The organism is Alteromonas sp. G5_S2_22_S1 (assembly GCF_054968525.1).
In genome coordinates, this window is record NZ_JBQKUJ010000018.1 from 66,691 (window position 1) to 93,618 (window position 26,928).

At 44.8% G+C, this 26,928-nt stretch carries 26 protein-coding genes and 1 tRNA gene; 16 read left to right on the forward strand and 11 right to left on the reverse strand.

Annotation, left to right across the window (positions count from 1 at the left end):
- Positions 1-48 precede the first annotated feature (48 nt).
- The 3 genes from greA (at position 49) to ACTRWF_RS16540 (ending at position 1,804) form a co-directional block, all read left to right on the forward strand.
- Positions 49-525, forward strand: a complete 477-nt coding sequence (gene greA, locus ACTRWF_RS16530; RefSeq protein WP_015066798.1) for a transcription elongation factor GreA — start codon at positions 49-51, stop codon at positions 523-525.
- 261 nt (positions 526-786) lie between these two features.
- A complete protein-coding gene (locus ACTRWF_RS16535; protein WP_462835898.1) occupies positions 787-1,326 on the forward strand; it encodes an NUDIX domain-containing protein in 540 nt (179 codons plus the stop codon).
- Between the two features lie 85 nt (positions 1,327-1,411).
- The gene (locus ACTRWF_RS16540; protein ID WP_012517906.1) at positions 1,412-1,804 is read left to right on the forward strand and encodes a DUF3224 domain-containing protein; all 393 of its coding nucleotides are present in this window, start codon (positions 1,412-1,414) and stop codon (positions 1,802-1,804) included.
- 109 nt (positions 1,805-1,913) lie between these two features.
- Here the strand turns inward: ACTRWF_RS16540 and ACTRWF_RS16545 are convergent, their stop codons facing one another.
- On the reverse strand, positions 1,914-2,363 hold the full coding sequence (locus ACTRWF_RS16545; protein ID WP_012517907.1) for an Hsp20 family protein: 450 nt from the start codon (positions 2,361-2,363) through the stop codon (positions 1,914-1,916).
- A 414-nt stretch (positions 2,364-2,777) separates the two neighbouring features.
- Between ACTRWF_RS16545 and ACTRWF_RS16550 the strand changes: the two genes are divergently transcribed.
- From ACTRWF_RS16550 to ACTRWF_RS16565, 4 genes are all read left to right on the forward strand, one after another.
- A complete protein-coding gene (locus tag ACTRWF_RS16550; RefSeq protein ID WP_015066799.1) occupies positions 2,778-3,959 on the forward strand; it encodes an acetate kinase in 1,182 nt (393 codons plus the stop codon).
- Positions 3,960-4,003: 44 nt separating this feature from the next.
- Positions 4,004-6,142 carry a phosphate acetyltransferase gene (pta, locus tag ACTRWF_RS16555; RefSeq protein WP_273016642.1) on the forward strand — a complete coding sequence of 713 codons (2,139 nt, stop codon included), beginning with the start codon at positions 4,004-4,006 and terminating at the stop codon, positions 6,140-6,142.
- Between the two features lie 191 nt (positions 6,143-6,333).
- The gene (locus ACTRWF_RS16560) at positions 6,334-6,582 is read left to right on the forward strand and encodes a type II toxin-antitoxin system Phd/YefM family antitoxin (protein WP_015066801.1); all 249 of its coding nucleotides are present in this window, start codon (positions 6,334-6,336) and stop codon (positions 6,580-6,582) included.
- Positions 6,582-6,896, forward strand: coding sequence for a type II toxin-antitoxin system RelE/ParE family toxin (locus tag ACTRWF_RS16565; RefSeq protein ID WP_273016646.1), 315 nt, complete (start codon positions 6,582-6,584; stop codon positions 6,894-6,896). The genes ACTRWF_RS16560 and ACTRWF_RS16565 overlap by 1 nt, the downstream gene beginning before the upstream one ends.
- 149 nt (positions 6,897-7,045) lie before the next feature.
- Here ACTRWF_RS16565 and lnt read toward each other — a convergent pair whose 3' ends face one another.
- From lnt to miaB, 5 genes are all read right to left on the reverse strand, one after another.
- Entirely contained in the window at positions 7,046-8,560 is a 1,515-nt protein-coding gene (lnt, locus tag ACTRWF_RS16570) for an apolipoprotein N-acyltransferase (RefSeq protein WP_273016648.1), read from the reverse strand.
- 105 nt (positions 8,561-8,665) lie between these two features.
- Positions 8,666-9,523, reverse strand: a complete 858-nt coding sequence (gene corC, locus ACTRWF_RS16575; protein WP_012517912.1) for a CNNM family magnesium/cobalt transport protein CorC — start codon at positions 9,521-9,523, stop codon at positions 8,666-8,668.
- Between the two features lie 115 nt (positions 9,524-9,638).
- A complete protein-coding gene (ybeY, locus tag ACTRWF_RS16580; RefSeq protein WP_015066804.1) occupies positions 9,639-10,115 on the reverse strand; it encodes an rRNA maturation RNase YbeY in 477 nt (158 codons plus the stop codon).
- Positions 10,112-11,233, reverse strand: a complete 1,122-nt coding sequence (locus ACTRWF_RS16585; RefSeq protein WP_015066805.1) for a PhoH family protein — start codon at positions 11,231-11,233, stop codon at positions 10,112-10,114. Before ACTRWF_RS16585 ends, ybeY begins: the two co-directional genes overlap by 4 nt.
- A 28-nt stretch (positions 11,234-11,261) precedes the next feature.
- Complete coding sequence (gene miaB / locus ACTRWF_RS16590) at positions 11,262-12,695, reverse strand: tRNA (N6-isopentenyl adenosine(37)-C2)-methylthiotransferase MiaB (protein ID WP_012517915.1); 1,434 nt, start codon at positions 12,693-12,695, stop codon at positions 11,262-11,264.
- A gap of 318 nt (positions 12,696-13,013) precedes the next feature.
- On the opposite strand from miaB, the gene ACTRWF_RS16595 reads away from it, so the two are divergent.
- From ACTRWF_RS16595 to ACTRWF_RS16605, 3 genes are all read left to right on the forward strand, one after another.
- On the forward strand, positions 13,014-14,213 hold the full coding sequence (locus ACTRWF_RS16595) for an FAD-dependent monooxygenase (RefSeq protein ID WP_020743264.1): 1,200 nt from the start codon (positions 13,014-13,016) through the stop codon (positions 14,211-14,213).
- A complete protein-coding gene (locus ACTRWF_RS16600; RefSeq protein ID WP_012517917.1) occupies positions 14,213-14,389 on the forward strand; it encodes a hypothetical protein in 177 nt (58 codons plus the stop codon). Before ACTRWF_RS16595 ends, ACTRWF_RS16600 begins: the two co-directional genes overlap by 1 nt.
- Positions 14,390-14,474: 85 nt before the next feature.
- On the forward strand, positions 14,475-14,957 hold the full coding sequence (locus ACTRWF_RS16605; protein ID WP_015066808.1) for a hypothetical protein: 483 nt from the start codon (positions 14,475-14,477) through the stop codon (positions 14,955-14,957).
- Between the two features lie 78 nt (positions 14,958-15,035).
- Here ACTRWF_RS16605 and ACTRWF_RS16610 read toward each other — a convergent pair whose 3' ends face one another.
- Positions 15,036-15,626 (reverse strand): TetR/AcrR family transcriptional regulator, encoded by a 591-nt coding sequence (locus tag ACTRWF_RS16610; protein ID WP_015066809.1) that lies wholly within the window; start codon positions 15,624-15,626, stop codon positions 15,036-15,038.
- A gap of 152 nt (positions 15,627-15,778) precedes the next feature.
- Here ACTRWF_RS16610 and ACTRWF_RS16615 point away from each other — a divergent pair, with 152 nt between their 5' ends.
- Entirely contained in the window at positions 15,779-16,330 is a 552-nt protein-coding gene (locus ACTRWF_RS16615; protein ID WP_015066810.1) for a carboxymuconolactone decarboxylase family protein, read from the forward strand.
- A 29-nt stretch (positions 16,331-16,359) separates the two neighbouring features.
- On the opposite strand, the gene ACTRWF_RS16620 is transcribed toward ACTRWF_RS16615, so the two are convergent.
- Complete coding sequence (locus tag ACTRWF_RS16620) at positions 16,360-16,584, reverse strand: hypothetical protein (protein WP_462835899.1); 225 nt, start codon at positions 16,582-16,584, stop codon at positions 16,360-16,362.
- A 189-nt stretch (positions 16,585-16,773) separates the two neighbouring features.
- Here ACTRWF_RS16620 and ACTRWF_RS16625 point away from each other — a divergent pair, with 189 nt between their 5' ends.
- Both ACTRWF_RS16625 and ACTRWF_RS16630 read left to right on the forward strand, forming a co-directional pair.
- Complete coding sequence (locus tag ACTRWF_RS16625; protein WP_012517922.1) at positions 16,774-16,944, forward strand: hypothetical protein; 171 nt, start codon at positions 16,774-16,776, stop codon at positions 16,942-16,944.
- A gap of 584 nt (positions 16,945-17,528) precedes the next feature.
- Positions 17,529-20,090, forward strand: a complete 2,562-nt coding sequence (locus tag ACTRWF_RS16630; protein ID WP_015066811.1) for a TonB-dependent receptor plug domain-containing protein — start codon at positions 17,529-17,531, stop codon at positions 20,088-20,090.
- Between the two features lie 167 nt (positions 20,091-20,257).
- On the opposite strand, the gene ACTRWF_RS16635 is transcribed toward ACTRWF_RS16630, so the two are convergent.
- The gene (locus ACTRWF_RS16635) at positions 20,258-20,815 is read right to left on the reverse strand and encodes an acyl-CoA thioesterase (protein WP_015066812.1); all 558 of its coding nucleotides are present in this window, start codon (positions 20,813-20,815) and stop codon (positions 20,258-20,260) included.
- Between the two features lie 87 nt (positions 20,816-20,902).
- On the opposite strand from ACTRWF_RS16635, the gene ACTRWF_RS16640 reads away from it, so the two are divergent.
- The 3 genes from ACTRWF_RS16640 (at position 20,903) to ACTRWF_RS16650 (ending at position 25,018) form a co-directional block, all read left to right on the forward strand.
- On the forward strand, positions 20,903-21,523 hold the full coding sequence (locus ACTRWF_RS16640) for a flavin reductase (protein ID WP_462835900.1): 621 nt from the start codon (positions 20,903-20,905) through the stop codon (positions 21,521-21,523).
- A gap of 50 nt (positions 21,524-21,573) precedes the next feature.
- Positions 21,574-22,230, forward strand: a complete 657-nt coding sequence (locus ACTRWF_RS16645) for a cupin domain-containing protein (protein ID WP_462835901.1) — start codon at positions 21,574-21,576, stop codon at positions 22,228-22,230.
- 214 nt (positions 22,231-22,444) lie between these two features.
- A complete protein-coding gene (locus tag ACTRWF_RS16650) occupies positions 22,445-25,018 on the forward strand; it encodes a hypothetical protein (protein WP_462835902.1) in 2,574 nt (857 codons plus the stop codon).
- Between the two features lie 62 nt (positions 25,019-25,080).
- Here the strand turns inward: ACTRWF_RS16650 and ACTRWF_RS16655 are convergent, their stop codons facing one another.
- Positions 25,081-26,487 carry an alanine/glycine:cation symporter family protein gene (locus tag ACTRWF_RS16655; RefSeq protein ID WP_462835903.1) on the reverse strand — a complete coding sequence of 469 codons (1,407 nt, stop codon included), beginning with the start codon at positions 26,485-26,487 and terminating at the stop codon, positions 25,081-25,083.
- Between the two features lie 319 nt (positions 26,488-26,806).
- A tRNA-Gln gene (locus ACTRWF_RS16660) sits at positions 26,807-26,882 on the reverse strand.
- Positions 26,883-26,928 lie beyond the last annotated feature (46 nt).

Consider the following 26,928-nt stretch of genomic DNA (forward strand, 5'->3'; position numbering starts at 1 on the left):
TGCGGCGCACTTTTCTGTTTAAATTACAAGCTAAGTGAGACGGTATTCATGAGTCAGTATCCAATGACGGCGCGCGGCGCTCAAATGCTGCGTGACGAATTAAACGAACTTAAAACAAAAACACGCCCACGTATAATCGAGTCGATTGCCGAAGCACGTGAGCATGGTGATTTGAAAGAAAATGCTGAGTATCACGCCGCACGTGAACAGCAAAGCTTTTGCGAAGGCCGCATTCAGGACATCGAAGGCAAACTTTCAAACGCCCAGATCATCGATGTCACTAAGATGGAAAATACGGGGAAAGTTATTTTCGGTACAACCGTAACCATCTTAAACGTTGATAGCGATGAAGAAACGACCTACCGCATCGTAGGCGACGATGAAGCTGATATTAAGAACAATCTTATTTCAGTAAATTCACCTATTGCTCGCGGCCTTATTGGTAAAGAGCTTGATGATACAGTAACCATTCAAACGCCTTCTGGCACGGTTGAAGTTGAAATCATCGAAGTTGAATATATTTAAGTTGCCAAGCCAGCAGTAGCATACTGCTGGCGCTTTCCTTCCGCCCGCGTTCATAAGCACTCTATCTTTCGCGTTTGTTAATTCCGCATTTTTGACCATTCTTTACATATTCCTATTTCTCAATTAGTTCCTATCATTCCACTGTTTTTAACCCGTTTAAACGAGAGTTAGTGGTAGAAAGTAAGCAAGCTTTGGTTAGTATTACCAATAGCGTACTATAAGGTTATACAGTGATTGTTCTTGCGATAATAAGGAGTAATTGTGTCTGACATACAAACGCTAGACTCAAAAGTAGTGTACGAAAACAAATGGCTACGGTTAAGAGAAGATAGAATTCGTCGCAGCAGCGGACACGAAGGTATATATGGGGTGGTAGAAAAACCCGATTTTGCCATCATTCTACCTATTGAAGGTGACACCGTTTATATGGTGGAGCAGTACCGCTATACGATTAAACAACGTCAGCTTGAGCTCCCGCAAGGCGCTTGGGAGGCTAATCCGGACGCTGATCCTATAGAACTCGCAAAGGGTGAACTTGAGGAAGAGACTGGGTTAATCGCAGATTCAATGGAGTACGTTGGCTTTCAATATTTAGCCTATGGCTTTTGTAACCAAGGCTATCATATCTATATAGCTAAGGGGCTAACACAGGGCGCACAGAAACTCGACGTAGAAGAGGAAGACCTACGTGTGGTGCCTCTCGCATTAAGCGAACTCAAACAAAAAATTGTTAGCGGGGAAATTAAAGATGCAAGCACCTGCAACGCAGTGGGGCTCGCAACGCTAAAGGGGCTCATATAAGGCGCTGATAAATAGCCTGTTACAATTTGAATGCTGTGTTAACCTTTTATTCGGGCTAGGATGCATTAAAAATTAGGAGAGTTGTATGGAATACAAAGGAAGTTTTGCCATTACCAAGTGGGACGAAGATACGCTTACGGAAAAGCCTGAGGGAGTTAAGACGTCTCACGCTACTATTGCGCAGACCTACTCTGGTGATATGAGCGGCGAGTCCAGTCTTGAACTTTTAATGTCTTATCAATCCCAGTTAGCAGCAAAATTCACTGGATTTGAAACCTTTATTGGCGCAGTAAACGGGATGCGTGGTGCGGTAACGTTTTTGCACCATGGTAAATTTGAAAATGGTGTTGCTAGCAGCGATTTTAGCGTTGTAGAAGGCTCTGCAACTGGAGAGTTGGCGGGCAAAGTAATTAGTGGGAGTTTTGTATCTGGCGAGTCAGGGAAGGCAAACTATGTGATTGAGGTACTCGATAGTTAGGTGTTTTTAACAGGCCGTTTTTGTTCCCTAATTAATGCATCTAACGCGCAAAAAAACGGCGCCGTAAGGCGCCGCTAAAAGTTGGGAAACAAACCAAGAAACAATTAATTTAGTTTTCGAGTAATCGAGAACCAATCTCTATTTGACGAGGCTTCTTGGCTTCAGGTATGACTCGCTCCATATCGATGTGTAATAAGCCATTTTCCATATCAGCGGCTAACACTTTTACGTGATCGCCAAGCTGGAATTTACGCTCAAAATTGCGCTCGGAAATGCCTTTATGTAAGAACTTGCGTTCTTTATTTTCCTTGTCTTCCCCTTCAGCTTTCTTAGTGCCTGTGATTGATAGTGTGTTTTCTACAACCTCAATAGTCACATCATCTTTACTGAAGCCCGCAATGGCCATGGTTACACGATATTTGTCATCGCCAAGTAACTCAATGTTGTAAGGCGGGTAGGTGCTTTGTTTTTCTGCTCGAGACGCCGCATCCACAAGAGATGCAAGATGATCAGAACCAATAAATGAACGGTAAAGTGGAGATAGATCGATAGTACGCATAGTCATATCCTCAAAATTAAGCAATATGTTTAAAGTTTAAATGCCCCGACATTGCGGCGGCGGTTTTGTCGACCTGACCTTTCAGCGCCGACAAATACTATGTAGGGATAGCCCAAATCTTTTTCAACACGCAATCACTGTATTTTTTGAAAAAAATTTAAAATAATTCTCATCTATATGAATTTATTAGATTTATTTTTTTTAAAATAAGGCGGGTAAAAGAATGGCAAACGCGTTTCTTTGATAAAAGCAGGTCGGGTGAAATTAATGAATGAGGATAAAGACCCTAAATTAAACAAGTGTATGCGATGATTTTTATAAAACATTTAGCATTTGTTTAACCACGTTAATTGATTAGAAATGCTACAATTGGCCAAACACAACGTATTACCACTTTAATTGAAATTACACGAAATGAAAAAAGAAGTTATTGTTTTGAACTGTGGCAGCTCTTCAGTCAAGTTTGCCATTATTGATGCTGAAACTGGCGAAGCGGGCCTTACTGGAATTGCAGAAGCGTTAGGCAATAGCGATGCTAGCTTATCTTATAAGCTTAACGGCAAAAAAGAGAAACAAGCCTTACCTGAAAAAGCAGGTCACACCGAAGCGCTTAACGCGATTGCAGAGATAATTGCCAGTACAGGTGTTCAACCGATTGCAATCGGCCACCGCGTAGTGCATGGCGGTGAAAAGTTTAAAGGGGCTGCGCTTGTCGACGACAGCGTATTGGAAGCCATTGAAGATTACGCAAGCATGGCGCCGCTTCACAACATGGCGAATTTAAAAGGTATTGTTACCGCACAGGCGGCTTACCCGGATTTACCGCACGTAGTGGTGTTTGATACTTCTTTTTTCCAAACTCTGCCTAAGAAAGCCTTTATTTACGCCCTCCCCATGTCGCTGTATCGCGAACACGGCATAAGGCGCTACGGTTTTCACGGTACCAGCCATAAGTTTATTCTCGACAGCATGGCAAAAATACTTAATAAGCCGGTATCAGATACCAGTATTATCAGCGCGCATTTAGGTAATGGTTGTAGCGTTTCTGCCATCGAAAAAGGGCAGGCGGTAGATACCAGCCTTGGCTTTATTCCTCTCGAAGGTTTGGTAATGGGGACGCGCTGTGGTGATATCGATCCAAGCTTGCCAGGTACGCTGCAGAAAAAGTTAGGCAAAACCGCCGATGAAATTAGTGACCTTTTAAACAAACAGTCTGGCTTACTGGGTATTTCAGAGTTGAGTAATGATTGTAGAACGCTGGAAGACGCCGCCCTTGAAGGTCATGAAGGTGCACTGTTAGCCATTGAAATTTTCTGCTATCGCTTAGCGAAGTACATTGCTGGTTATATGGTAGCGGTTCCAACGCTAGACGCTATTGTCTTTACAGGCGGTATAGGCGAAAACTCATCGCTTATCAGAGAGACCACCATGGGTTACTTTGCTCATTTCGGCATTACGTTAGATGAGCAAAGGAATACGGATGCTCGATTTGGTCAGGGCGGAAAAATATCAGCAGAAAACGCATCGACCGCCGTTTACGTAGTACCTACTAACGAAGAGTGGGTTATTGCCGCGGAAGCCGCTACGTTCGCGTAATTTGAACACGCAATAGCAATCTGTAAGCTAAAGCAGGAGTATATATGTCTCGCAGAATTATGTTGATCCCAGTTGGCACCAGTGTGGGCCTAACAACGGTCAGCATGGGCCTTGTTCGCGCTATAGAAGAACAAGGTATAAAACTAAATTTTTTCAAGCCCGTAGCGCAACCGCGCCGCGGTGATAACGGTGAAGAACGCTCCACCGCAATCATAGCCCATCACGCTAGCGTATCGCCGATAACGCCGTTTGAACTCGACTATGTTGAGCGCATGATCAGCAACGACAGCACCGATGAACTACTTGAAGAAATTATCGAACGCTTTGAAGAGAAAAGCGTACAAGACGCTGTTACCGTTATCGAAGGGTTAGTGACCACTCGCCACCACCCTTACGCTGAACGATTGAATTTAGAAATAAGCCGTGCGTTAGATGCAGATATTGTCTTTGTTGCCGTGCCAGGTAACGATTCAACAACTGATATTAACCACCGACTTGAAATTGTTGTAGATACCTACGGCGGTCATAAAAGCCAAAAAGTAGTAGGCTGTATTTTCAACAAGGTCAACGCGCCGTTTGATGAACACGGTCGACTGCGCGCCGATATTGGTGCTATAGAGGCCCCTGAACATGACGAAGCGCGTACGCAAGCCCTTCGCGAATTACCTATTTTCAAAAAAGGCTTAAGCTTACTTGGTACCATTGATTGGAGTGCTGACTTAGTCTCTCCTCGTGCTACCGATGTCGCTAAACACCTCAATGCTACCTTGTTAAATGAGGGTGAATTGTCCGAGCGTCGCTTAAGCAGTGTAACCTTTTGCGCGCGAGAAATTCACAACATGACGCATACGTTAAAACCCGGCGCGCTACTTGTAATGTCTGGTGATCGCGGCGATGTTTTTGTGTCGTGTTGTTTAGCTGCGTTAAACGGTACTAAATTAGGTGCACTGCTTTTAACTGGTGGTTATCAACCAGATGAAAACATTATGGCACTGTGCAGCCAAGCGATGGAAACGGGGTTACCCGTTATGTTGGTAAATTCGAATACATGGCAAACGGCTCAATCACTGCATGCTTTCAATCAGGAAGTGCCGGTTGACGACAGCCAGCGTATTGAAAAAGTGATGGTGCATACCGCTGAAAGTTTAGATGCAAGCTGGGTAAATTCGCTTACGCAAAAAGTATCGCGCCAGAAAAAGCTATCGCCTTCTGCGTTTCGTTTTTATCTGACTAACCGCGCAAGACAAGTTAACAAGCGCGTAGTGCTGCCTGAAGGCTGTGAGCCAAGGACGGTAGTTGCGGCATCAATTTGTGCAAAGCGCGGTTTGGCGCGACCGGTACTCATTGGCGATGAGACAGAAATTCGCCGTGTTGCTGAGCAGCAAGGGGTAGTATTGAGCGATGGCGTAGAAATTGTTTCTCCGAGTGAGATAAAAGATGACTACGTTGAAGGCCTAGTTGCGCTTCGCGGCCACAAAGGTGTGACTGAAGTGGTAGCAAAAGAGCTACTGGAGGACAATGTTACGTTGGGCACTATGATGCTTCAGCAAGGCGACGTTGACGGGCTAGTCTCTGGTGCAGTTAATACCACCGCCAATACCATTCGCCCAGCGCTACAGCTTATTAAAACCGCTGAAAATGCATCTTTAGTCTCGTCGGTATTTTTCATGCTGTTGCCTGATCAAGTATTGGTTTACGGCGACTGTGCGATAAACCCAGACCCTAACGCGCAGCAACTGGCCGACATTGCTATTCAATCTGCAGAATCTGCACAGATGTTTGGTATTGAGCCACGTGTGGCAATGATAAGCTACAGTACAGGCTCGTCAGGTGCAGGTAGTGACGTAGAGAAAGTGCGCGAGGCAACTAAAATTGCACAAGAATTACGCCCTGATTTACTCATCGATGGCCCGCTACAATATGATGCAGCAGCAATCGAGAGCGTAGGTAAGAGCAAAGCACCAAACAGCCCGGTTGCGGGTAAAGCAAACGTGTTTGTGTTCCCTGACCTCAATACCGGAAACACTACTTATAAAGCGGTGCAGCGCAGCTTCGACTTAGTGTGTATTGGCCCTATGCTGCAAGGCATGAGAAAGCCAGTCAACGACTTAAGTCGCGGTGCGTTGGTGGATGATATTGTATTTACCATTGCCCTTACTGCTATTCAGGCGGCAGGTAATTAATAAAATTTAGCGTCTAATCCACATACATTAAATGAGAGCGGCGCCAAATGTAAGGCGCCGTTTTTCCAAAAGTAAAGCTCCAACCAACGCTTTTTGATTTAGTCATTTCGGCACGATTGAAAGAGTTTATTGAACAAAATAGCTAGATTAGCTATTTTGGAAGTATCACATATCAAGTGGGGAACAGGTCTATGAAAGTCATTTCAGCAACTGAAGCTAAAAATTCATTCGGAGAGCTGCTAATGAGTGTGCAATCTGAGCCAGTCTCAATTACCAGAAACGGTAAAGAGCAAGGCGTATTATTGTCCAGTAGAGAATACGCAGCGCTTAAACGTCAAGCGCTAGTATCGGCCGTCCAAGAAGGAAGGAAAAGTGGCAGAGCTGGTACTTTAGACATAGAAGCAATAAAAAATGAGGCCAAGGAACGAGTTGATAATTGATGCATATTACGATATCGAATCTTGCAAAAGAGGATTTAATCGATATCTGGCTTTATGGCCACAAAGTATGGGGCGAGTCATTAGCCGACAGGTACTTAGATGGCCTGTATGATGCAATTTCTTTACTTTCCTCAAACCCTTACCGCTACCCAGAATATCAAGATAAAAATGTTGCTCCGTTCAGACTTATGCCAATAAAAAATCACTTGATAGCCTATGAGGTAAGTGGCTCAAACATCTTCATAGTGCGCGTATTACACGAAAGTATGGATACGGTTTCAAGAATGTCGGTGAGCAGTCGGCCGTCGGAGTAACTAGGTAAAAACTTACGTTTAACTACACCGAATCGTTTTTTAAGAGCAGCTTTGCCCCATAAATACCAGTTCTCCACTCCAGAACAGTAAATGCTGTAGCCGATATTTTTTAACTTTCCAAAACACCTTTCAGATTGTGCTCTATAGGCCTAGTTGCGGTTGATATCGGCTCTCTTAAGTGTTATCGCAGACGCTAAAAGAAATAACGTCAATAGCCAAACACCTAACTCTTGCAGGTGGTAGTACGGTGTAAAACCGCGAGTTGCCACAACTGGCGCTGAAATATTACCGGCCATGAACTGAGGTAGGCGAGCTGTCACTTCGCCTTTGTGGTCTATAAAGGCCGTAATGCCATTATTCGTTGCCCTAACCACAGGGCGCCCCAACTCAAGAGCACGCATTTGCGCAATCTGCAAATGCTGAGCAGGACCGTGAGAGTGACCAAACCACGCATCGTTACTTACTGTAATGATCATGTCTGTATCTTCATATACGTTTGCCATAACTTGATGAGGAAACGCAATTTCAAAACAAATAGCGGGCGCTAGGTGGATGCCATTGGCTTCTAAGTTGGCTTGCTGATAATCACCGCGAGAGAATGACGACATGGGCAAGTCGAATAGAGGGGCCAGGGGGCGAAGCCAGTCTTCAAAAGGCACAAACTCACCTACCGGTAATAGGTGGTGCTTTGAAAAACGGTTACTGTGAAAATATTGGTAATCAGGGGACGTAGCATCTGGCGTGCGTTTACCAAGCACAATAAGGTTGTTCCACGCCTCGTCAGTTTCCCAGTTATAGTTAACAATACCAGTTATAAGAGCGGTGTTTTCTGTAAAAGCTCGTTCATTAACCTTGGCAAGATAGGGTTGCGCCAATGGTTCAAGCTTGGGAACCGCCGCCTCTGGCCAAATAATCAGGTCGTTATCCCATAAGCTTTCGGTTAGCTTCCAATAGGTATCCATGGTAGGGCCATCTTGCTCAGGTACCCACCGTAAACTTTGTGCAATATTTCCCTGCGCCATGCCTACAAAATAAGTTTTGTTTGGGGTAACCCAGGTATGCTGTTTAAGCAGATAGCCGCTGGTAAATAAGCACAGCGCAACCAGCACTGCGTTGGCGAAAGTTCGCCTATTGTGAATCAGCGCAAATAGGGTAGCGCTAATAACGATAAGCGCGCTTATTCCTGTTTCACCAATAACAGGGGCAAAGCCAGACAGTGGGCTTTCTAGCTGGCTATAGCCTAAAGATAACCACGGAAAGCCACTTAGCATCCAACTTCGCAACCACTCGGCCACAACCCAGAAAAAAGGCAGTGCCATGGGCCATAAATGGGGCGAAAAAAACTTGGCGGTGAGTTTAGTGGCGAGCGCTGGATATAGCGCCAAGTAACCACAAAGTAATGCCATTAAGGCAATGGAACCGATAAGAGGTAATCCACCAAAGTCGGCAATACTGACGTGTACCCAACTAATGCCTGCGCCGAACCAGCCCGCACCAAATAGCCATCCGGCAAAAAACGGGCGATGTTTGAGCTTAATCACCTGTCGTATCGCCAGCGCGAGTGCAGGAATAGTTAACAGCCACATGTTAAAAGGTGCAAAAGCTAGCGTTAAGCTGGCGCCGCTTAAAATAAGAAGGAGATGGGGGAAAAACCGTTTCAGCATAGGTGTGATCTGATGGTGGTTATTAAGGTTGTTATAATTAACCTAGGGCGAAAGCGTCTTGCTTTATTTCGCCCCCAGGTAAAAGGCGCTTGCTAAGTTACTGCATTACTCAAGTGAAGGCACAGACACTTTAAGCTGAATAAGCCGACGTTTGTCCGAGTTGGTGACTTTGAATTGAATATCGCCAATGGTTATCTCGTCGTTGGTTTCAGGCATATGGCCAAACGCTTTAAGTACTATTCCGCCAATGGTATCCGCTTCTTCTTCACTGAACTTGGTTTCAAAAAATTCGTTGAAGTCGTCTACCGGGGTAAGCGCTTTAACGGAGTAGGTCGACTTATTCAGCGGGCGAATATCGTCGGTGCCGTCCTCTTCGGTATCGTATTCGTCTTCAATTTCACCCACGATAATCTCTAGAATATCTTCAATGGTGACAAGACCCGATACGCCGCCGTATTCATCGACAACAATGGCCATGTGGTAGCGCTGTTGACGAAATTCTTTTAGCAGTACGTCAACCCGTTTACTCTCAGGGACAATGACCGCAGGGCGTAAAATATCTTTCAGGTTAAATTCTTTTTCTGCATTAAAAGCGAACGCAAGCAGGTCTTTTGCAAGCAAAATACCTTCGATGTGGTCTTTATCTTCACTAATAACAGGAAAACGGGAGTGGGCAGATTCAAGCATGAGAGGCAGGAATTCTTCTACCTTCTTCTCAACATCTATGGTGGTCATTTGAGCGCGAGGGATCATGATATCCCTTACTCGCATTTCATTTACCCCAATTACCCCTTCAATCATTTCACGGGTTTGTGGGTCTATGATGTCATTCTGTTCAGCATCGGTAATAACCGATACTAACTCTTCTTTACTTCTCGGCTCGCCAGAAATCGAATTTTTTAGTTTATCTAACCAACTCTTGCCTGATGAGCCGTTGGTAGAGTGAGGATTATCGTCGCTCATAATGTCCGTTTAATTGTTAGTTCAACGCCAACGTTAAAATGGTTCGTGCTGGGCGTCAATGTTTTATTGTTATCAAGTGTTAAATGCTATATATAACAATGGTTTGTGATGACTTTTACTCGTCAGCGTCGTAGGGGTTATCAATGCCTAATTGGGCAAGAATATCAATCTCTTTACCTTCCATTTCCTCGGCTTCTGCATCGTCTATATGGTCATATCCCATTAAATGCAAGAGGCCGTGGACTGTCATATGTGCGTAGTGATCGCTTACTTGCTTATCCTGCTCTTCAGCTTCACGGCTGATAACGGGCGCACAAATAACTAAATCGCCAAGCAGGTTAACTTCAATACCTGGCGGCGCTTCAAAAGGAAAAGATAATACATTAGTAGGTTTGTGTTTACCGCGATATTCACTGTTCAAGCTTTGGCTTTCCGCTTCATCGGTAAAGCGAATAGTGACTTCTTGATCACTTAAACCTTCGTACTTAAGAACAGCATTGGCCCATAACTCAAGCTCTGCAGGCGAAGGGATGTCAATTGAAATGACCTCTTCACCTTCGAATGCTTGTTGTACATCAATAATAGCGGTCACGATGCGCTATCGCCTTTTGCGGGCGACGCGTTAGACTGGTTTTGCGCTGACTGCGCAGACGCATTAGCTTGCGCGTCTTGGGCGGTTTGCTCACGCTGAAGTTGCAAAGCTTCCTCTTTACGCGCTTTGCGAAGACGCTCTTGTTCCGCGTCGTGAACCTCGTAAGCACGCACAATGCGAGCAACTACAGGGTGTCGTACCACGTCCTCTGCATGAAAGAAATTGAACGATATATCGTTCACTTCGCTTAATACTTCGATGGCATGGCGCAGGCCTGATTTCGCGCCACGAGGTAAATCTACCTGTGTGATGTCACCGGTGATCACCGCTTTCGAATTAAAGCCGATACGGGTTAAGAACATTTTCATTTGCTCTACCGTGGTGTTTTGGCTTTCATCCAGAATAATAAAGGCATCGTTAAGTGTACGGCCACGCATGTAAGCCAGCGGAGCCACTTCAATTACATTGCGCTCCATAAGCTTTTCAACTTTCTCGAAGCCCAGCATTTCAAATAGGGCGTCGTAAAGAGGGCGTAAGTACGGGTCGACCTTTTGCGATAAATCGCCGGGTAAGAAACCTAATTTTTCACCAGCTTCCACCGCAGGGCGGGTAAGCAATATGCGGCGTATCTCTTGGCGTTCTAGCGCGTCTACTGCCGCAGCTACTGCGAGATAGGTTTTACCTGTACCCGCAGGGCCAATACCAAAGGTAATGTCGTGGTTAACAATGTTCGCCACGTATTGCGCCTGGTTGGGGTTGCGCGGCTTAATCACGCCGCGCTTAGTTTTGATATTCACTTCTTTGCCATAGCCACCGGTTGCGTCTTTCTCAATAACCCGGGCTTCTTGAATGGCTAAGTGAACTTGTTCTGCTTCAAGCTCTGGAATACGGCCTTTAATCGGCTGTGTTTCTATATAAAGAAGCTTAAGTAATTCACTAGCACTTTTTATTTGCTGCGGTTCACCCAACACCTTGAACGCGTTATTTCGGTAGGTAATTTCTACGCCTAGCCTGCGCTCTATCTGTTTGATGTTATCGTCAAAGGGGCCACACAAACTCGCCAAACGCTTACTATCTGACGGTTCTAAATCAAATTCGTTACTAACCAATGTACTCAAGCTACTTTTATCCTCGCTTTAAATGTATTTAGGCTGGGCTAAATTGACCCACGCCAAGCTCATCGGGCATATCTGCCTGATGCTTTGCCATAATAGATTGGGGCGAAACGGCAACACGCAAGCCCATCTCACTCTCTCTGCGCACAACTTCACCACGTAGTGAGTTGGTAAACACGTCGGTGATGTTTACATCAACGAATTCGCCAATCATGTCAGGTGTGCCTTCAAAGTTTACCACCCGGTTATTTTCAGTACGTCCAGAAAGCTCCATTGGGTTTTTCTTTGACGGACCTTCAACCAGAATACGCTGCTCTGTACCTACCATGTGACGAGCAATGCGCAATGCTTGTTGCGTAATACGCTGCTGTAGAAGGTGAAGACGCTGCTTTTTGGTCTCTTCCGTTACATCGTCGACAGCATCAGCCGCTGGTGTACCAGGGCGGGCACTATAAATGAAGCTGAAGCTAAGATCGTAATCAACGGCCTGAATCAAATCCATGGTGGCTTCAAAGTCAGCATCGGTTTCACCAGGGAACCCAATGATAAAGTCGCTCGACAAACTAATGTTCGGGCGAATCTTTTTCAGCTTACGCATTTTAGATTTGTATTCTAATGCCGTATGACCGCGCTTCATAAGGTTCAATATGCGGTCTGAGCCACTTTGAACCGGTAGGTGAAGGTGGTCAACAAGCTCTGGAATTGAGGCGTACGCATCTATGATGTCGTCGGTGAATTCAACCGGGTGCGACGTGGTGTAGCGAATGCGGTCGATACCGTCGATAGCTGCAACGAGTTCAAGTAACTCAGAGAAACGACAAATCGTACCGTCGTAGTTTTCACCGCGGTATGCATTTACGTTTTGACCAAGAAGGTTTACTTCACGTACGCCTTGGCCAGCAAGCTGTGCAATTTCAAGCAATACGTCATCAACAGGGCGGCTTACCTCTTCACCACGGGTGTAAGGTACTACGCAGAATGTACAGTATTTTGAACAGCCTTCCATAATGGAAACGAACGCCGTTGGCCCTTCAGCGCGCGGCTCAGGCAGGCGATCAAACTTTTCAATTTCAGGGAAGCTCACGTCAATCACTGACTTTGCGCCGCCTTTAAGTTCGTTAATCATTTCAGGCAAGCGGTGTAGTGTTTGCGGGCCGAAAACCAAGTCTACGAATGGCGCGCGCTGACGAATAGTGTCGCCTTCTTGTGAGGCTACACAGCCACCTACACCAATAATAAGTTCTGGCTTATCTTGCTTGAGGGTTTTCCAACGGCCAAGTTGATGAAACACTTTTTCCTGCGCTTTTTCGCGGATAGAGCAGGTGTTAAGCAAAATAACGTCGGCTTCTTCAGCACTTTGTGCAGCGCTAAAGCCGTGTGTTGAGTCTAGTAAGTCTGCCATTTTCTCCGAGTCGTACTCGTTCATTTGGCAGCCCCAGGTTTTGATATACAGCTTTTTAGTCATAACAACTATTCGATAACCTGTTAGTGTTCTTGTAAGTGAATGCAGTTTTACGTGGGTAAAGACAAAAGCATCTGCCCATGTGTTCTTAATCGGGCACATCAAAATAGCCCGCAAAAAACAACTAACAATGTCAGTTACAAGAAGATGTTCAAAATAGCCGCATATTTTACCTGTTATGTATGCATATTCCCAGTGTATTGCGACGATTAGTGAATTTTTGATCTAACGCTATGATCTACCTCTAAACGGTATGACGTTTTACTTCACAGGGCTTGGTATTTTACGACATAATGCAAGTGCGTGTTTTAAGGAGAGTAAATGGTCGATTTCTGTATAAATGGCGGTGGAATGGTGGGGGCTGCGCTGGCGCTAGGCCTTGCACAGCAGCACTACAAGGTAGTGGTTATAGAGCCTCACTTGCCTAAGCCTTTTCACCACGGTGATGGACCTGACCTGCGGGTATCGGCAATAAGCGAGGCTTCCGTTACGCTTTTAAAAGCACTGGGCGCCTGGGAGCATATTGCCGCTATGCGTGTAAAGCCGTATACGGGCCTTAGCGTGTGGGACGACCCTGCGCATCGAACAGACTTCACCGCACAAAGTATCGATATGCCCCAGCTTGGCTACTTTGTAGAAAACCGATTGTTGCAACTAGGTTGCCACGAAGCACTAAAACAGTATGAGAATGTTGAGCTTATTAGTGGCCAAACGGTGCAAGACATTCTGTTAGCCAATACTGCTACCGTTAACCTATCGAACGGCAGAACTATCGAGGCGAATTGGCTTATTGGTGCTGATGGTGCAAACTCTCAGGTAAGACAAGCGGCCGGTATCGGCACCACAGGTTGGCAGTATGCCCAACAGGCAATGGGTATCACAATCAAAATGGAAAAGCCTGTAGAACCTGTGACCTGGCAGCAGTTTACCTCAAGCGGCCCAAAAGCGTTTTTGCCTATGTTCGACAACTATGCCTCGCTTGTGTGGTACGACTCGCCCGACGAACTCAAACGCATAAAAAGTTTAAAAGCGAGCCAACTTGAGAGTGAAATTCTTAACACTTTTCCTGATGAACTCACTAAAAATGACAACAGCTTTTCTGTTGTAGACAAAGCGGTTTTTCCGCTTACTCGTTCTCATGCTAAACACTATGTTAAAGGCTGCTGTGTGTTAATCGGTGATGCAGCGCACACCATTAATCCATTGGCTGGGCAGGGCGTGAACTTAGGGTTTAAAGATATAGAGGCGTTTTTATCTGTTACCGCTAAGGTTAATGCCAGCCACAGCACTGGTGTGCTGTCGCTAACGGATAACCTATTTTTGCAAATGCTTGTAGGCGACTATGAAAGGCCACGAAAGCGAGATAACGTGGTAATGATGAGCGCAATGGATGGGTTTTATACCTTGTTTAGCAACGATATTGCCCCCATTAAATGGGTAAGAAACCAGCTGCTTTCTGTGGCGCAGCGCATCGAGCCTGCTAAACATCAAGTGCTTAAATATGCGATAGGGTTACGATAATGGAAGTATTAATTTTACTGGCGGTGTTGTTTGGTGCACTGGCATTAATTATACCGCTAATAGAGCGCTCTAAAATGCGTATAAGTAGTGAAGATGCGGCTAAATGGGCGAAGTGGATTTGGCCGTTGATGGGAATACTGCTTATTGCGCAATTATTGCGTTTGTTGTTCTCTTAAAAGCCTTTGCTTAGATTTGAAAAAGCACAAAATCATTTCACTTGTTTAAGCTAACCCAGCTCATAATTAAAAAAGGTTCAAAGGAATGACCGTACAATTCTCGCAAGGGTTCTCTAATCAATGCCCGTTGGTTAGTTTAAAAGGCTATAGCCTTTATTATATTTGGCAAGGGCACCCATTCGACGAAGGTGAGAAAAACTTTTATCAGTTGAAGAGTACACCTGACCCCGAAAAGGTTGAGGTGATGTCTGCCTGTTGGGATGGCTATGCGGGCAGTTACCAGCTAAACGCTGAAGGAAGGCTTATTCTTACTCAGTTTTATTATTTTCTGCCCGACGGTTTGGGGGAATCCGATGCCCTACTTGAGGAGCTGCACGGCGACTTTTACTTAGAGTTTAGAACCCACTTTGAAGGTGATCAATTATACGTCCCCTTTGTTGATGGTAACGTGATTATTGAACAAGAACAGTGGGTTGAAATTAAGCGAACCCGAGTTGATTCAAAAGCTAACAATAATAACCTTTTCGCTTGGTTAAAGAGAGTTATTCCAAGTCGCATGTTTGATTAAACCATATTCTATGCAACGGCTTTTAAAGCACTCGTTGTGAAAATACGCTGTTTCAGCGCCTTTGAGCCGTCATTCACATTAACGCGTTTTTTGAGGCCATTGCCCTTTTAAGTCGATCATTACTTTGTCGATCATTTGAATAGTGGCTTTATTTTCGTCTTGCATTAAGGCGAACGCACGCAAACCCACGAATTGATTTTGAAGCCAGTCCGCAGCTAATGTAGTTGGCGTATGTGCAGGCAATTCACCGTTTTCGATACAGGCTTCAATAATATCGCTAAAGCCAGCCTTAAGGGTCTGCATACTATCAAGCACCGCTTTTTTGGCGACATCACCAATGATATCTAATTCTGCAATAGACTTTACTAGCAAGCATTGGCGCATATAGCGCTGCTCATTAGGCACAGTCAATGCTGTTTCAAAAAAGCAATAAAGCGCATTTAAAGGCGATTCTGCTTCTTTCACCTGCTTTAATCGCTTTGCGCTGTTCTCTGCATAGCGTTCCACAACAAGCTTGAACAATCCTTCTTTACTTTGAAAGCGCGCGTAGATACTACCGGGGCGCATGTCTAATGCCTGTTGGATATCACGCATACCCGCAGCTTGAAAGCCTCGCTGCCAAAAAAGTGTGGTCGCTTTTTCGATTATTTCATCGTGGTCATATTTCATTGCTGCATACCTTATACGTGAATACTTTGAACATGTGTTCAATTATCGCTTGAACGATCGTTCAAGTAAACCTATTATTAATGTCATACCAAAGAGGTAAGAGTAACCAGAAGGGTTATTTAAGTTTCTAGTCACATCAATAGGAGAGTGATATGAGCGATTTTACATTACATACGAAAGACACGGCACCGGAGGCGGCAAAGCCACTCATTGATAACTCGGTAAGTGCATTTGGCATGCTGCCCAACCTACATGCCGTCATGGCAGAGGCGCCTACATTGCTAGAAGGCTACCAAGTACTGCACAAGCTAGCGCAAGAAACATCGTTCAGCGCAGATGAACTTACCGTAGTATGGCAGTCAATTAACGTTGAACATGCATGTCACTACTGTGTACCGGCGCATACAGGTATTGCAAAAAGTATGAATGTAAGTGATACGCTAATTGAGGAGCTCCGTAACGATGAAGTTCTTTCAGATAGCAAACTCAACACGTTAAAAGAAACCGTACTCGCGGTAACGCGTGGTCGTGGTAATGTTGAAGAAACTCAGCTTAAGGCATTCTATGATGCTGGGTATGCGCACAAACAGCTGTTAGAAATTATCTTGGTATTGGCGCAAAAAGTGATGAGTAACTACACGAATCACCTAGCTGAAACGCCAGTAGACGAGCCGTTTAAAAAGTTTGAATGGTCGCCAAAGTAAGGCTTAATTCACTGACGTGAACCAGACAATTAGCGAAATGTGCAAAACGGAAGCCTCGGCTTCCGTTTTCTTTGTGAGGCTAATTGAAGCTGTTCGCTAAGTGCTTCAGCGGTATTTGCCGCTATTGCTGCATCGTAACCCTGGCTCTCTAAAAGGGTTTTCAAATCTTGGCTGGAGCGATTCTCTGAATGTTTAACAAGTGCGATGCCTTCGATTAAACATGAAAGGTGTGCGAAAGACTGTGTATCAATCATGGTACTTCTTCTAATCATCTGTTGGTAAACGCGTTCAATTGTGACAATCGAACAAGTCAATGCAATTAATATTCTATGACCTTTTTATGACAAACTTTAGCAAAGGGATCAGCGGTCACTTGAATTGTATATACAAAAGCTATACATTAGTTAAACGGATGAAGTCGTTTTGGCCTATAAGGGCGCTACATGTCTGAGAAAAACAACAAAAAGAAGAAAAAGAATAGTCAAATGATTATTCGGATTAACGATGAAGAGCGCGCTCAGTTTATTGAACTCTGCGAAGCGCTTGATACGTCTGCCGCTCGAGAAGTTAGGCGCTTCATCCGCGAGTTCATCGAAAAACACGATGGGCTCTAAGTGCTGCTATTGGCAGTAAAACACTACGAAAGAACAATAAATCGAAAGGATAGTTATTATGGCTAAGAAAAAAGAGCTAAAAAAAGAAATCAAAGCAACTAAAGCTAAAATCTCTAAGCAGGAAGGCAAGCTTAAAAAGTTAAAAAAGAAGCTTAAAAAAGCGTAAGCTTTTTGGCAGAGCCTCTACTCATTAGGCGCGGCAAATAGTTGTTTGTCGCTCCTATTAACACCAGCCTTAATTACCGTCGAGCTACACTCGCAATTAAAATATGCGGTACTTAAGCGCTAAGCGAACCGTTTTGTTAGTTTATACCTCCTCATCCTCTAGATTCTGCATATTGTCGAATTTACACTTTTATTACTACTTTAGTATTGTATAGCCCCGCTATTTTGTGCTTAACTCAGCGCATAAACCCCGTTGGTTTCACGTCTATAAAAATAAGTCTTGTAGTTCAAACAAGCGTTTAGCATTAACCCTAAATTAAACGAGAAAGAAGAAGCACTTGGTAAGTGCGCTCTAAAGCGCTTGCCATAAGCGAAATTCTCTTCCTTGAAGTAAACACATAAAATTCAGGAACATCACAATGCAACAGGCTAAAATTAACGCTTCTGTTTTTAAGCTTTCCTTAATTGCTTCTGCAATCGCCGGAATATCTTTTTCTAGCGCGTCTTTTGCTCAAGAGCAAACCGCTATCGATGAGCAGGATGTTGAACAAATCCAAATTGTAGGTTCACGTCGAGTAGGGCGTACCGTCAATGATTCCCCGGTACCTATCGATATTATCGACGCTTCATCTATTGAGGCGACAGGCTTAACTGAAACCAACATGATCCTTAACCAGTTACTGCCAAGCTTTAACTTTCCGCAGCCTTCAGTTACCGATGGTACGGACCACGTGCGCCCAGCTCAGCTTCGCGGTTTAGCCCCCGATCACACCCTTGTACTGGTCAATGGTAAGCGTCGTCACACATCTGCGCTACTTAACCTAAACGGCTCGGTGGGTCGCGGATCATCAGCGGTAGATTTAAACGCTATTCCAGCTAATGCCATCAAACGAATTGAAGTATTGCGTGACGGTGCAGCAGCTCAGTACGGGTCTGACGCTATTGCGGGCGTTATCAATATTGTGCTTAAAGATGCTGCAGAAGGCGGTGAAGTATCGGCAACCTACGGTGCTAACGTTACTACAATGGACGGCGTGCCAAACCTTGAAAATGTTGCTATTGACGCTAACGGCGACCTAGCGTTCACCGAAGGAAGTGACCGAGAGGTAACCGACGGCCAAACCTTTACCCTTCGTGGAAACGTGGGTTTTGAGTGGGGCGACGATGGCTTTGTAAATGTTTCAGGTGAATATCGCGACCGCGGCCAAGCAAATCGTGCCGACTACGATCAGCGAGAAAACTATGCTCGTGATGCAGAAGGCAACCTCGACCCACGTGAACTCACAGTAAATCGCTATAATCACGTATACGGTAATGGTGAGGTAGAAGACTACGCGCTGTTTATTAATGCGGGTAAAGCACTTACCGATAGCGTCGAGTTTTACACTACAGCAGGCTACAGCACCCGTGACTCGCTAGGCAGTGGTTTCTATCGCCGTGCACAAGACTCGCGCAACATTGTTGAAATTTACCCTGACGGCTTCTTACCTGCTATTCAGACCGACATCACAGATATGTCGCTTATCGCCGGAATTAAAGGCTACGGTGATGTATGGAATTATGACCTATCAGTTACGCACGGCGGTAACGAGCTAGAGTACGGTGTTGTTAACACGCTAAATACATCCCTTGGCCCAACAAGTCAGACTGAGTTTGACGCGGGTACCCTTGAGTACGATACGACTATCATTAATGCAGACGCATCTCGTCTGGTCGATACAGGGCTGTTTTACAGCGAAATGAACTTTGCAATGGGCGCAGAATATCGCCACGAAGGTTATGATATTACAGCGGGTGAAGAGAACTCGTACATCCAAGGTACCTTCGGTCCAGGCGGAGCTGTGACCGACCCCGTTGACGGGCCGTTTGGTGCAGCTGGCTCTCAAGTGTTCCCCGGTTTTACACCAGAGTCGGCCGGTGACAACAGCCGTCACAACTATAGCTTCTATGTAGACTTGGAAGCTGATGTGGTAGAGAACTGGAACGTTGCTGTTGCCGGTCGTTATGAAGATTATTCTGATTTTGGCAGCACGTTCAACTGGAAGATGTCGCACCGTGTAACCTTAAGCGATGCGTTTGCACTTCGCGCGTCGGTATCAACAGGCTTTAGAGCTCCGTCGCTTCAACAGCAGTTTTTCACCTCAATTGCTACCGTCTTTGTTGACGGCGAGCCAACTGAAACCGGGACCTTTGCACCTTCAAGCGATGTGGCACAGGCGCTGGGTAGCCCAGGTTTAGATGCAGAAGAGTCGGATAACTACAGCGCGGGCTTCACATATTCTCCAACGGCTGATTTTAACTTAACGGTAGATTTCTATCGCATCGATATTGATGACCGTATTGTACTGTCTAACAACCTATCGGGTGAAGCAATTGAAGCACTACTAGAAGGCACGGGTGCTAATCAGGCGCGTTTCTTCTTAAACGCCATAGATTCCCGTACCGAAGGTGTTGATATTGTGTCTACCTATACATTGAACACGGCAGATTACGGTGCGTTTAACTTTAACGCAGGTGCTAACTTTAACGACAATGAAGTAACCAGCGTAATTGATGCGCCTGAAGTGCTTCAAAATGCAGGCTTTGACCAAGACAACCTGTTCAGCGATGTTGAGCTTCGTCGTTTTGAAACGAGCTCGCCAGACAGTAAGTTAAACTTGGGCGTTACATGGAACTACGACCGTTACACCACTACGCTTCGCACCACACGCTATGGTGAAGTGGAAGATCCTTCTTCAATTGAAGCCCGCAACGAAATTCTTCCTTCGGAATGGATCACTGACTTGGATGTTCGTATAGCGTTGACAGAAGGGTTAACCGTATCGGTAGGTGCCAACAATGTATTCGATGTATACCCAGAGCCAACCCGAGATTTGGTAGACGATGTAACTACGTTCTCTCGTTTATTCTCATACTCAGGCTTCTCGCCTTACGGCTTCACAGGCCGTTTTGTATACGGCAAAGTTGCGTATCGCTTCTAACAATGCGGTAAAACACGGATAAAAACAAAAGGCAGGCTGACCTATTTGGCCTGCTTTTTTTGTTTAGCGCCAGTATGAAACACTTGCGTTTACCAAACCTATATCTTTCGTGCTGAAGCTAAGGTTAACGCAGCTATCATTTGAAACAGGGGCTGAAACAAGTCCGATTAGCTGTCTCTATCGAACGTCAATACACATCGGTGTGCATCAACTAGCGCAAAATCTTCTTTAGGAATGAAAGCATCATAATCACGCTGAAGCTTAACTTGTGCTTCTTTGCGAATTTTACTGCGGCGAATAGCGGTTACAAAATTGCGCATTTCATGATGGTTCGTGAGTTCAAGTTCAGGGACAGAAACCGGCGTACCGCTGTCGTCTTTGGCCACCATAGTAAAAAAGCTATTGTTGGTATGCTTCACTTCGTTGGTTTTTATGTTTTCCGTTGTTACTTTAATGCCCACCACTAACGATGTATTCCCAACATAGTGGACAGTAGCATCTAGATGCAGTAAATCGCCAACCTCAACGGGCTGTAAGAACTCTACGCCATCAACCGTAACGGTTACGCAATATGCGCCAGCATGCTTACTTGCACAAGCATAGGCCACTTTGTCCATTAAAGATAAAATGACGCCGCCATGCACTTTGCCACCAAAGTTAGCGAAGGAGGGCACCATAAGTTCTGTGAGTCGGGTTCTGGAAAATGCGACACTGCGTGCAGTCATAAACTACCTTATTAATCTTGAAAACGGGAGGAGACGTAGTCATATCAGAGCTATCAATTACACTATCACACTTTTTAAGGAATGGTTTTGTCACACACGCATTTTTACCAACCTAAAAACGGCCACGGTCTCGCACATGACCCGTTTAACGCCATCATTGCCCCGCGACCTATTGGTTGGATTTCGACAAGATCGAAAGACGGAATACTTAATCTCGCGCCTTACAGCTTTTTTAACGCGCTAAACTATACGCCACCGATTATTGGTTTTTCAGTGGTAGGCAGCAAAAAAGATTCGCTAATCAACGTACAGGAAACCGGTGAGTTTTGCTGGAATCTGGTATCGGAAGATTTGGTTAATGCGATGAACACAACCAGTAAGCCTCTGGCCCCAGAGGAGAGCGAGTTCGACCATGCAGGGCTTCAGACTGTAGACAGTGAAATAGTGCAGGTTCCACGCGTAAAAGACAGCAAAGTTAGTATGGAATGCAAGCTTACTGATGTGGTACAGCTAAAATCAGCCTCAGGCGATGACGTGAATAGCTGGTTTATTATGGGCGAGGTAGTGGGCGTTCATATTGACAAATCGCTTATCGAAAACGGCGTTTACAGCACGCTTAAAAGCGCGCCTGTGAGCCGTGGTGGAGGGAAGGGAGATTACTATACGATTTCTCAAGAAAACTTCTTTGAAATGCTAAGACCTGAGTAGTGGTCCTTAATAAAAGAGCGATAACGCGCCAATACCAATCGGTGACCTAAATGTTAAATATGAACTTTGATGAACGCCTAGCTATTAATACGCAGAAGCAAGAGTGGCAGCCGTCGCCGTCCGCTACGGTTTGGCGCAAGCCATTGGAGCGAGAAGCTAAGGAGTCGGGACACACGACTAGCGTTGTGAGATATGAGCCGGGCGCTAGCTTTAAACAGCATAGCCATCCCTATGGTGAGGAGATTCTCGTATTAGAAGGCGTTTTTTCCGACGAGCACGGTGATTATCCGGCAGGGACGTACCTGCGTAATCCGCCGGGCAGTAAACACAGCCCGTTTAGTAAAGAAGGTTGCGTGATCTTGGTTAAACTCAATCAGTTCGATAAGCGGGATTTAAGCGAAGTTAGGGTAAACACTAAAACGGCAGAATGGCTGCAAGGGCAGGGCGGTCTACAGGTGATGCCGCTCCACAATTTTGAGCATGAACATGTAGCGCTGGTCAAGTGGCCAGTCGGAGAAGTATTTAAACCTCATAGGCATTTTGGTGGTGAAGAGATTTTTGTGTTGTCTGGAACCTTTAAGGACGAGCACGGCGAGTACCCTAAAGGCAGCTGGATTCGAAACCCGCATATGAGCCAGCATCATCCATACGTTGATGAAGAAACAATCATCTGGGTTAAGACAGGGCATTTGCCAGTGGCGTTGTAGGGTATCAATGAAATAGGGCTTGAAAAGACGAAGATTAATGTTTAACTTTTCGTGTTGAATCAGCAGAAAAATCGAGCATTCTTACCGTTTAAAAACATGGATAGTTTTAGTTGTCGCGTTTTGGATAAAGTTAAGTAAGTTTACCTCTCTAAAGCATTGCCTCTTCTATTTTTCCGATGTTCTTATAAAGCATGCTCATAATTACGAGTGTAATATGAACAGCATAGTTAGCCTTATCAAACATAGTGCGGTTGCCGTCGTCACTTTATCGGTATTATCAGCATGCGGAGGGGGAGGCGGAGATTCCTCATCCCCTTCACCTACCCCTGTAACACCTACCAATCCAACCCCTCCTCCAAGCGGACTTTTTAGCAAGTATGATGGGCTTAAAAATGAAGCAGTAGTCGACAGCACTTCTGCTTATGATATTGCCTATTATGTAACGTCGGCTTTAGATACGTCTGTAATGTTAGTGCATGCAGACGAATTCCCTTATGCCCGTTTTGACCGAGTGTTAACGGATCACGAGCAACCGACAGGGGTAGACTGTGAGTCTGGAGAGTTAATTGTTGGCGAGTTAAAAAATGATACCTCTGAGGTTGAATACATAAACTGCGCTTTGGGGCCTTATACCTTCAATGGTAAAGGTGCGTTGTCTGTATCGTCTGTGTCTTCTAATGGCGAGTCGTTTGAGGGGCTCCTGTCATTTGATAGCCTAACCATCGACAATTCACGAATGGTTGCAACCTTCGAGGGTACGATTGAAGCATCTGTTGGTGAACAATACACAGAGTCAGCCACCGTAAACGGGCTGCTTACGTACGCGTCATCAGGTGTTACAGTATTTATTGATGACGTAGATGTCGACACGACGATTTCCGAAAATAACCCAGTGCTAGTGCCTGAAGGCAGAATCTACATTTCTCCTTATGGTTACGTTGATATTACGACTATGCAACCTGGCTCATTCACTTCACCGTCTCTTGCCCTCGCTATCACGGGCTCAAGCACACTTATAATCAAAGAAAAAGAAGAAGGGCTTGTCTCTGTTGGCCTTTTCAGCGATATCAATAATGCTGAAGAGCCTACACTTGTTATTCCTTTTTCTTTTATTGGTAATCAAAACTATTTAGATGCTGAAAATACGGCGCCACTTGTTAATGTGGCATCTACGTCACTTGAAGCTGACCGCAACGTTTTTATGTTATTAGACACAAGCGAAAGTAGTGATATTGATGATGACCTTCTTACTTTTCAGTGGAGCGTTCTATCGGCCCCTGAAGGTGCTAACGTCTCATTTCAAAATAACGGCTTTAACAATACTCGCGTAAGCTTTTCGCAGTCAGGTCAATATCAGCTTCAGGTTATCGCTTTTGATGGGAAGGTGGAGTCAGACCCTGTGACGGTGTCGGTTTATGTTAAACAAAGCCAACCACAAATAGAGCTAGCGAGCTTAGCGTCTAACCTGCAGGTGGGTGAAATATATTCAAATAATATTGAGATATTAAATGCCCAGGGGAACGGACCCTTCGAATTTAGGTTAGTTACCTCGCCGTTAGATATGCAAATAACCGATGACGGTAGCATTGAATGGAAAGCATTTGTGCCTAATTTTGGCTACCCGCTAGACGTTAACTTTGAAATAGAAGTGAGAAATCGCGATTATGCGACAAGGCTCAAACACACCCTTACAGTAGCTACCAACAGCACACCTGACCCTGTTGTAGAAAATTTAATTTCAGACGTCGACAATTATGAGGTTTTGGGAAACATTGCTGCCACAAGAGATGGCTATGCGGTAGGAAGTTTGAAAGGGGTATTTAGCTTAAATGAAGATAGAAGTACTTCATTCACTGAAAAAGCGGCTGCTGAACTAGAGCCTACCTTTATTTCTTTGTCGACCACATCTCTTGATACTTACGGTTGGGAAGTATTTGACTCTACGTTAGTGAGAAAAAGTTTTAACAGCAATGCAGTGTCAGAATACGCGATTAATGTGAATGGTAGCCCTCCAGAATTTGATTTTGTTAACGTGGCCGGTGTTGACTATGTCTTCGTAAGAGTGAACAGAGAGCTCTTCATTGTTGAACAAGACAGCATGGAGGAAGTGGCGCAACTAACCTTATGGGGCCTTGAGGGAAGCGGACGAATCAGAGGGCTGAGTGGTTATACTTGGCAGGAAAACAATTATATTGCGATGATTGTTGACGATCATCTCGTTATTTTACAAAAGACACCTGAAGGCTTTGAAGTTTTTAGAAAAGTTAAATATCCAACGGAGCAAGAGGTGTATCTTATCTCCGATGAGCCAGCTATTGTGAACGCATACGTTGATGATAGCCCCCTTGTATCCATCATGGTTAGAGAGAGAATTAACGTTAACAGCACCAACCCACAAGCGCTTCTTTTCAATCACATTTATAACGTTGTTGATGACAGCTTTGTTTCTGTTTACTCTGATTCAAGCATTGAAATCTCCAGAATGACATCAGCAAATCGCCTTGACTATTGTAGCGAGTTTTCTGATATAAAAGCTCACGGCGTGACATATGTCATTTCCCCTGAGTTTAACTTAACCGATGATCTGCAATATGATTCTAGCCAAGCTAAATCAAAAGTGTACGCATTAGATATGCATTCAGGCGAACTTATATGGGAGTCTGACTTCTTACTGGCAGACTCAGAAAGAGAAGCCAGTTTGAATAACAATATTTACTGTGATGAAGATAGTAATGGTAATGTCAGGTTAACCTTTGCTACCGGTAAGGTACTTTATCAAACTCATTAAAACTGCTTTATAGAAACAAGAAGGGGCATCAATGATGCCCCTTTTTTACTTTAAATGTTGGGTTAATCCCAAATACCGTCTTCTGATTTACCCTGTATTTCGCAGTCACCCGCTTTGTATTCCATGTTTGCGCCAGTGTCTTTTTTCTTGAAGTAATCCTTACTGATAGACACAATCGTAGGTGTCATCCACACAATGGCGATAATGTTAATTACTGTCATTAAGCCCAACGCCATATCGGCCATGGCCCATACTTGAGGCAGTGCTGCCTGAGCACCCCAATAAATCATACCTAAATAACCTATGGTATAAGCCGCACGGCCTATTTTGTTATCTAGCTTGAACATGTGCAGGTTACTCTCGCCATAGGCGTAGTTTGCGACTACTGAAGTGAAAGCAAACAAGCTAATGGCGGCTGCCACGAAGTCGGTACCACCTTCACCTAGGTGACTGCTCATGGCATCTTGTGTTAGGCGAATGCCTTCCATTTGATCAGAGCTTGAACCGCCCGCTAGCAGAATAATAAACGCCGTAGACGTACACAATATTAGTGTGTCTAAGAAAACACCTAGCATCTGAATGTAACCTTGCGATACCGGGTGGTTAGGGTTTGGAACCGCACTTGCCGCTGCGTGAGGTACTGAGCCGCTTCCAGCTTCGTTAGAGTAAAGGCCACGCTGAATACCATTTTTAATCGCGGCACCTAATGCACCGGCACCTGCTTCCTGTAAACCAAATGCTGATTTCACTATATCAAGCAGCATGGCCGGAAGTTCTGAAATATTGATAAAGGTAATAGCCAATGCCACAAGCACGTAGCCAATGCCCATAAACGGCACGACAAACTCAGCAAAGCGCGCAATGCCTCGTAAACCACCTACAACAATTAAGGCGGCGAGTGCAATAATGGCTAAGCCCACATATTCACTGGGAAACGAGTAAGCGTTGTTTAGTGCATCGGTAATAGTATTAGCTTGAACAGCACTAAAAACAAACCCGTAGCCAAAGAACAAACAAAGCGAGAAAGCGACAGCTAACCAGGTTTTATTGAGCCCTTGCTTGATGTAGTAAGCAGGGCCGCCACGGAACTCGCCGTTTTCGTCACGTACTTTGTATAGCTGGCCTAACACACTTTCAGCAAAACCAGTGGCCATACCTAGAAGGGCTATCATCCACATCCAAAAAATTGCGCCAGCGCCACCTAGTGATATAGCAACTGCAACGCCAGCTAAGTTACCGGTACCCACGCGAGCCGATAAACTGGTACACAAAGCTTGGAATGAACTTATGCCGTCTTTACTAGAGGTGTTACTGCCCTTCAGTAGGCTGAACATATGACCGAAGTGCCTAAGCTGCACACCACCAAGTTTTACGGTAAACCAGATACCACATGCAAGTAGCATGATTATAAGTACCTGGCCGTCTCCCCACAGAATATTGTTAACTAATGAAACGAATTCGTTTATCACGCACTTTCCTTCGTTATTGTTTTAATTATTGCTCGGCGTGTAAATATGAACTGAACATGACAGGTGCGTTGTCAGAACAAACGTAAGCTTTATGCAAAACGGTATTTGCTAAAACGTTGAGTATGCCGAGCTATATCGATAAAGCCCAATACTAGCACGACAATTAAATGATTGGACAATGAAAACGTACTGAAACTATGACGTTTTATGCTCGTATATAGAAAATTTATTCATTTAAAGGGGAAGGGAAAAGCAACGCTATAAAAGAATGCCAATATAAACAAAAAAACCGCTCAAAAGAGCGGTTTTTTCAAAAATATGGCTGGGGTAACAGGACTCGAACCTATGAATGGCGGGATCAAAACCCGCTGCCTTACCAACTTGGCTATACCCCAATTTGGTGCGGAAGGAGAGACTTGAACTCTCACGCCGTGAAGCACT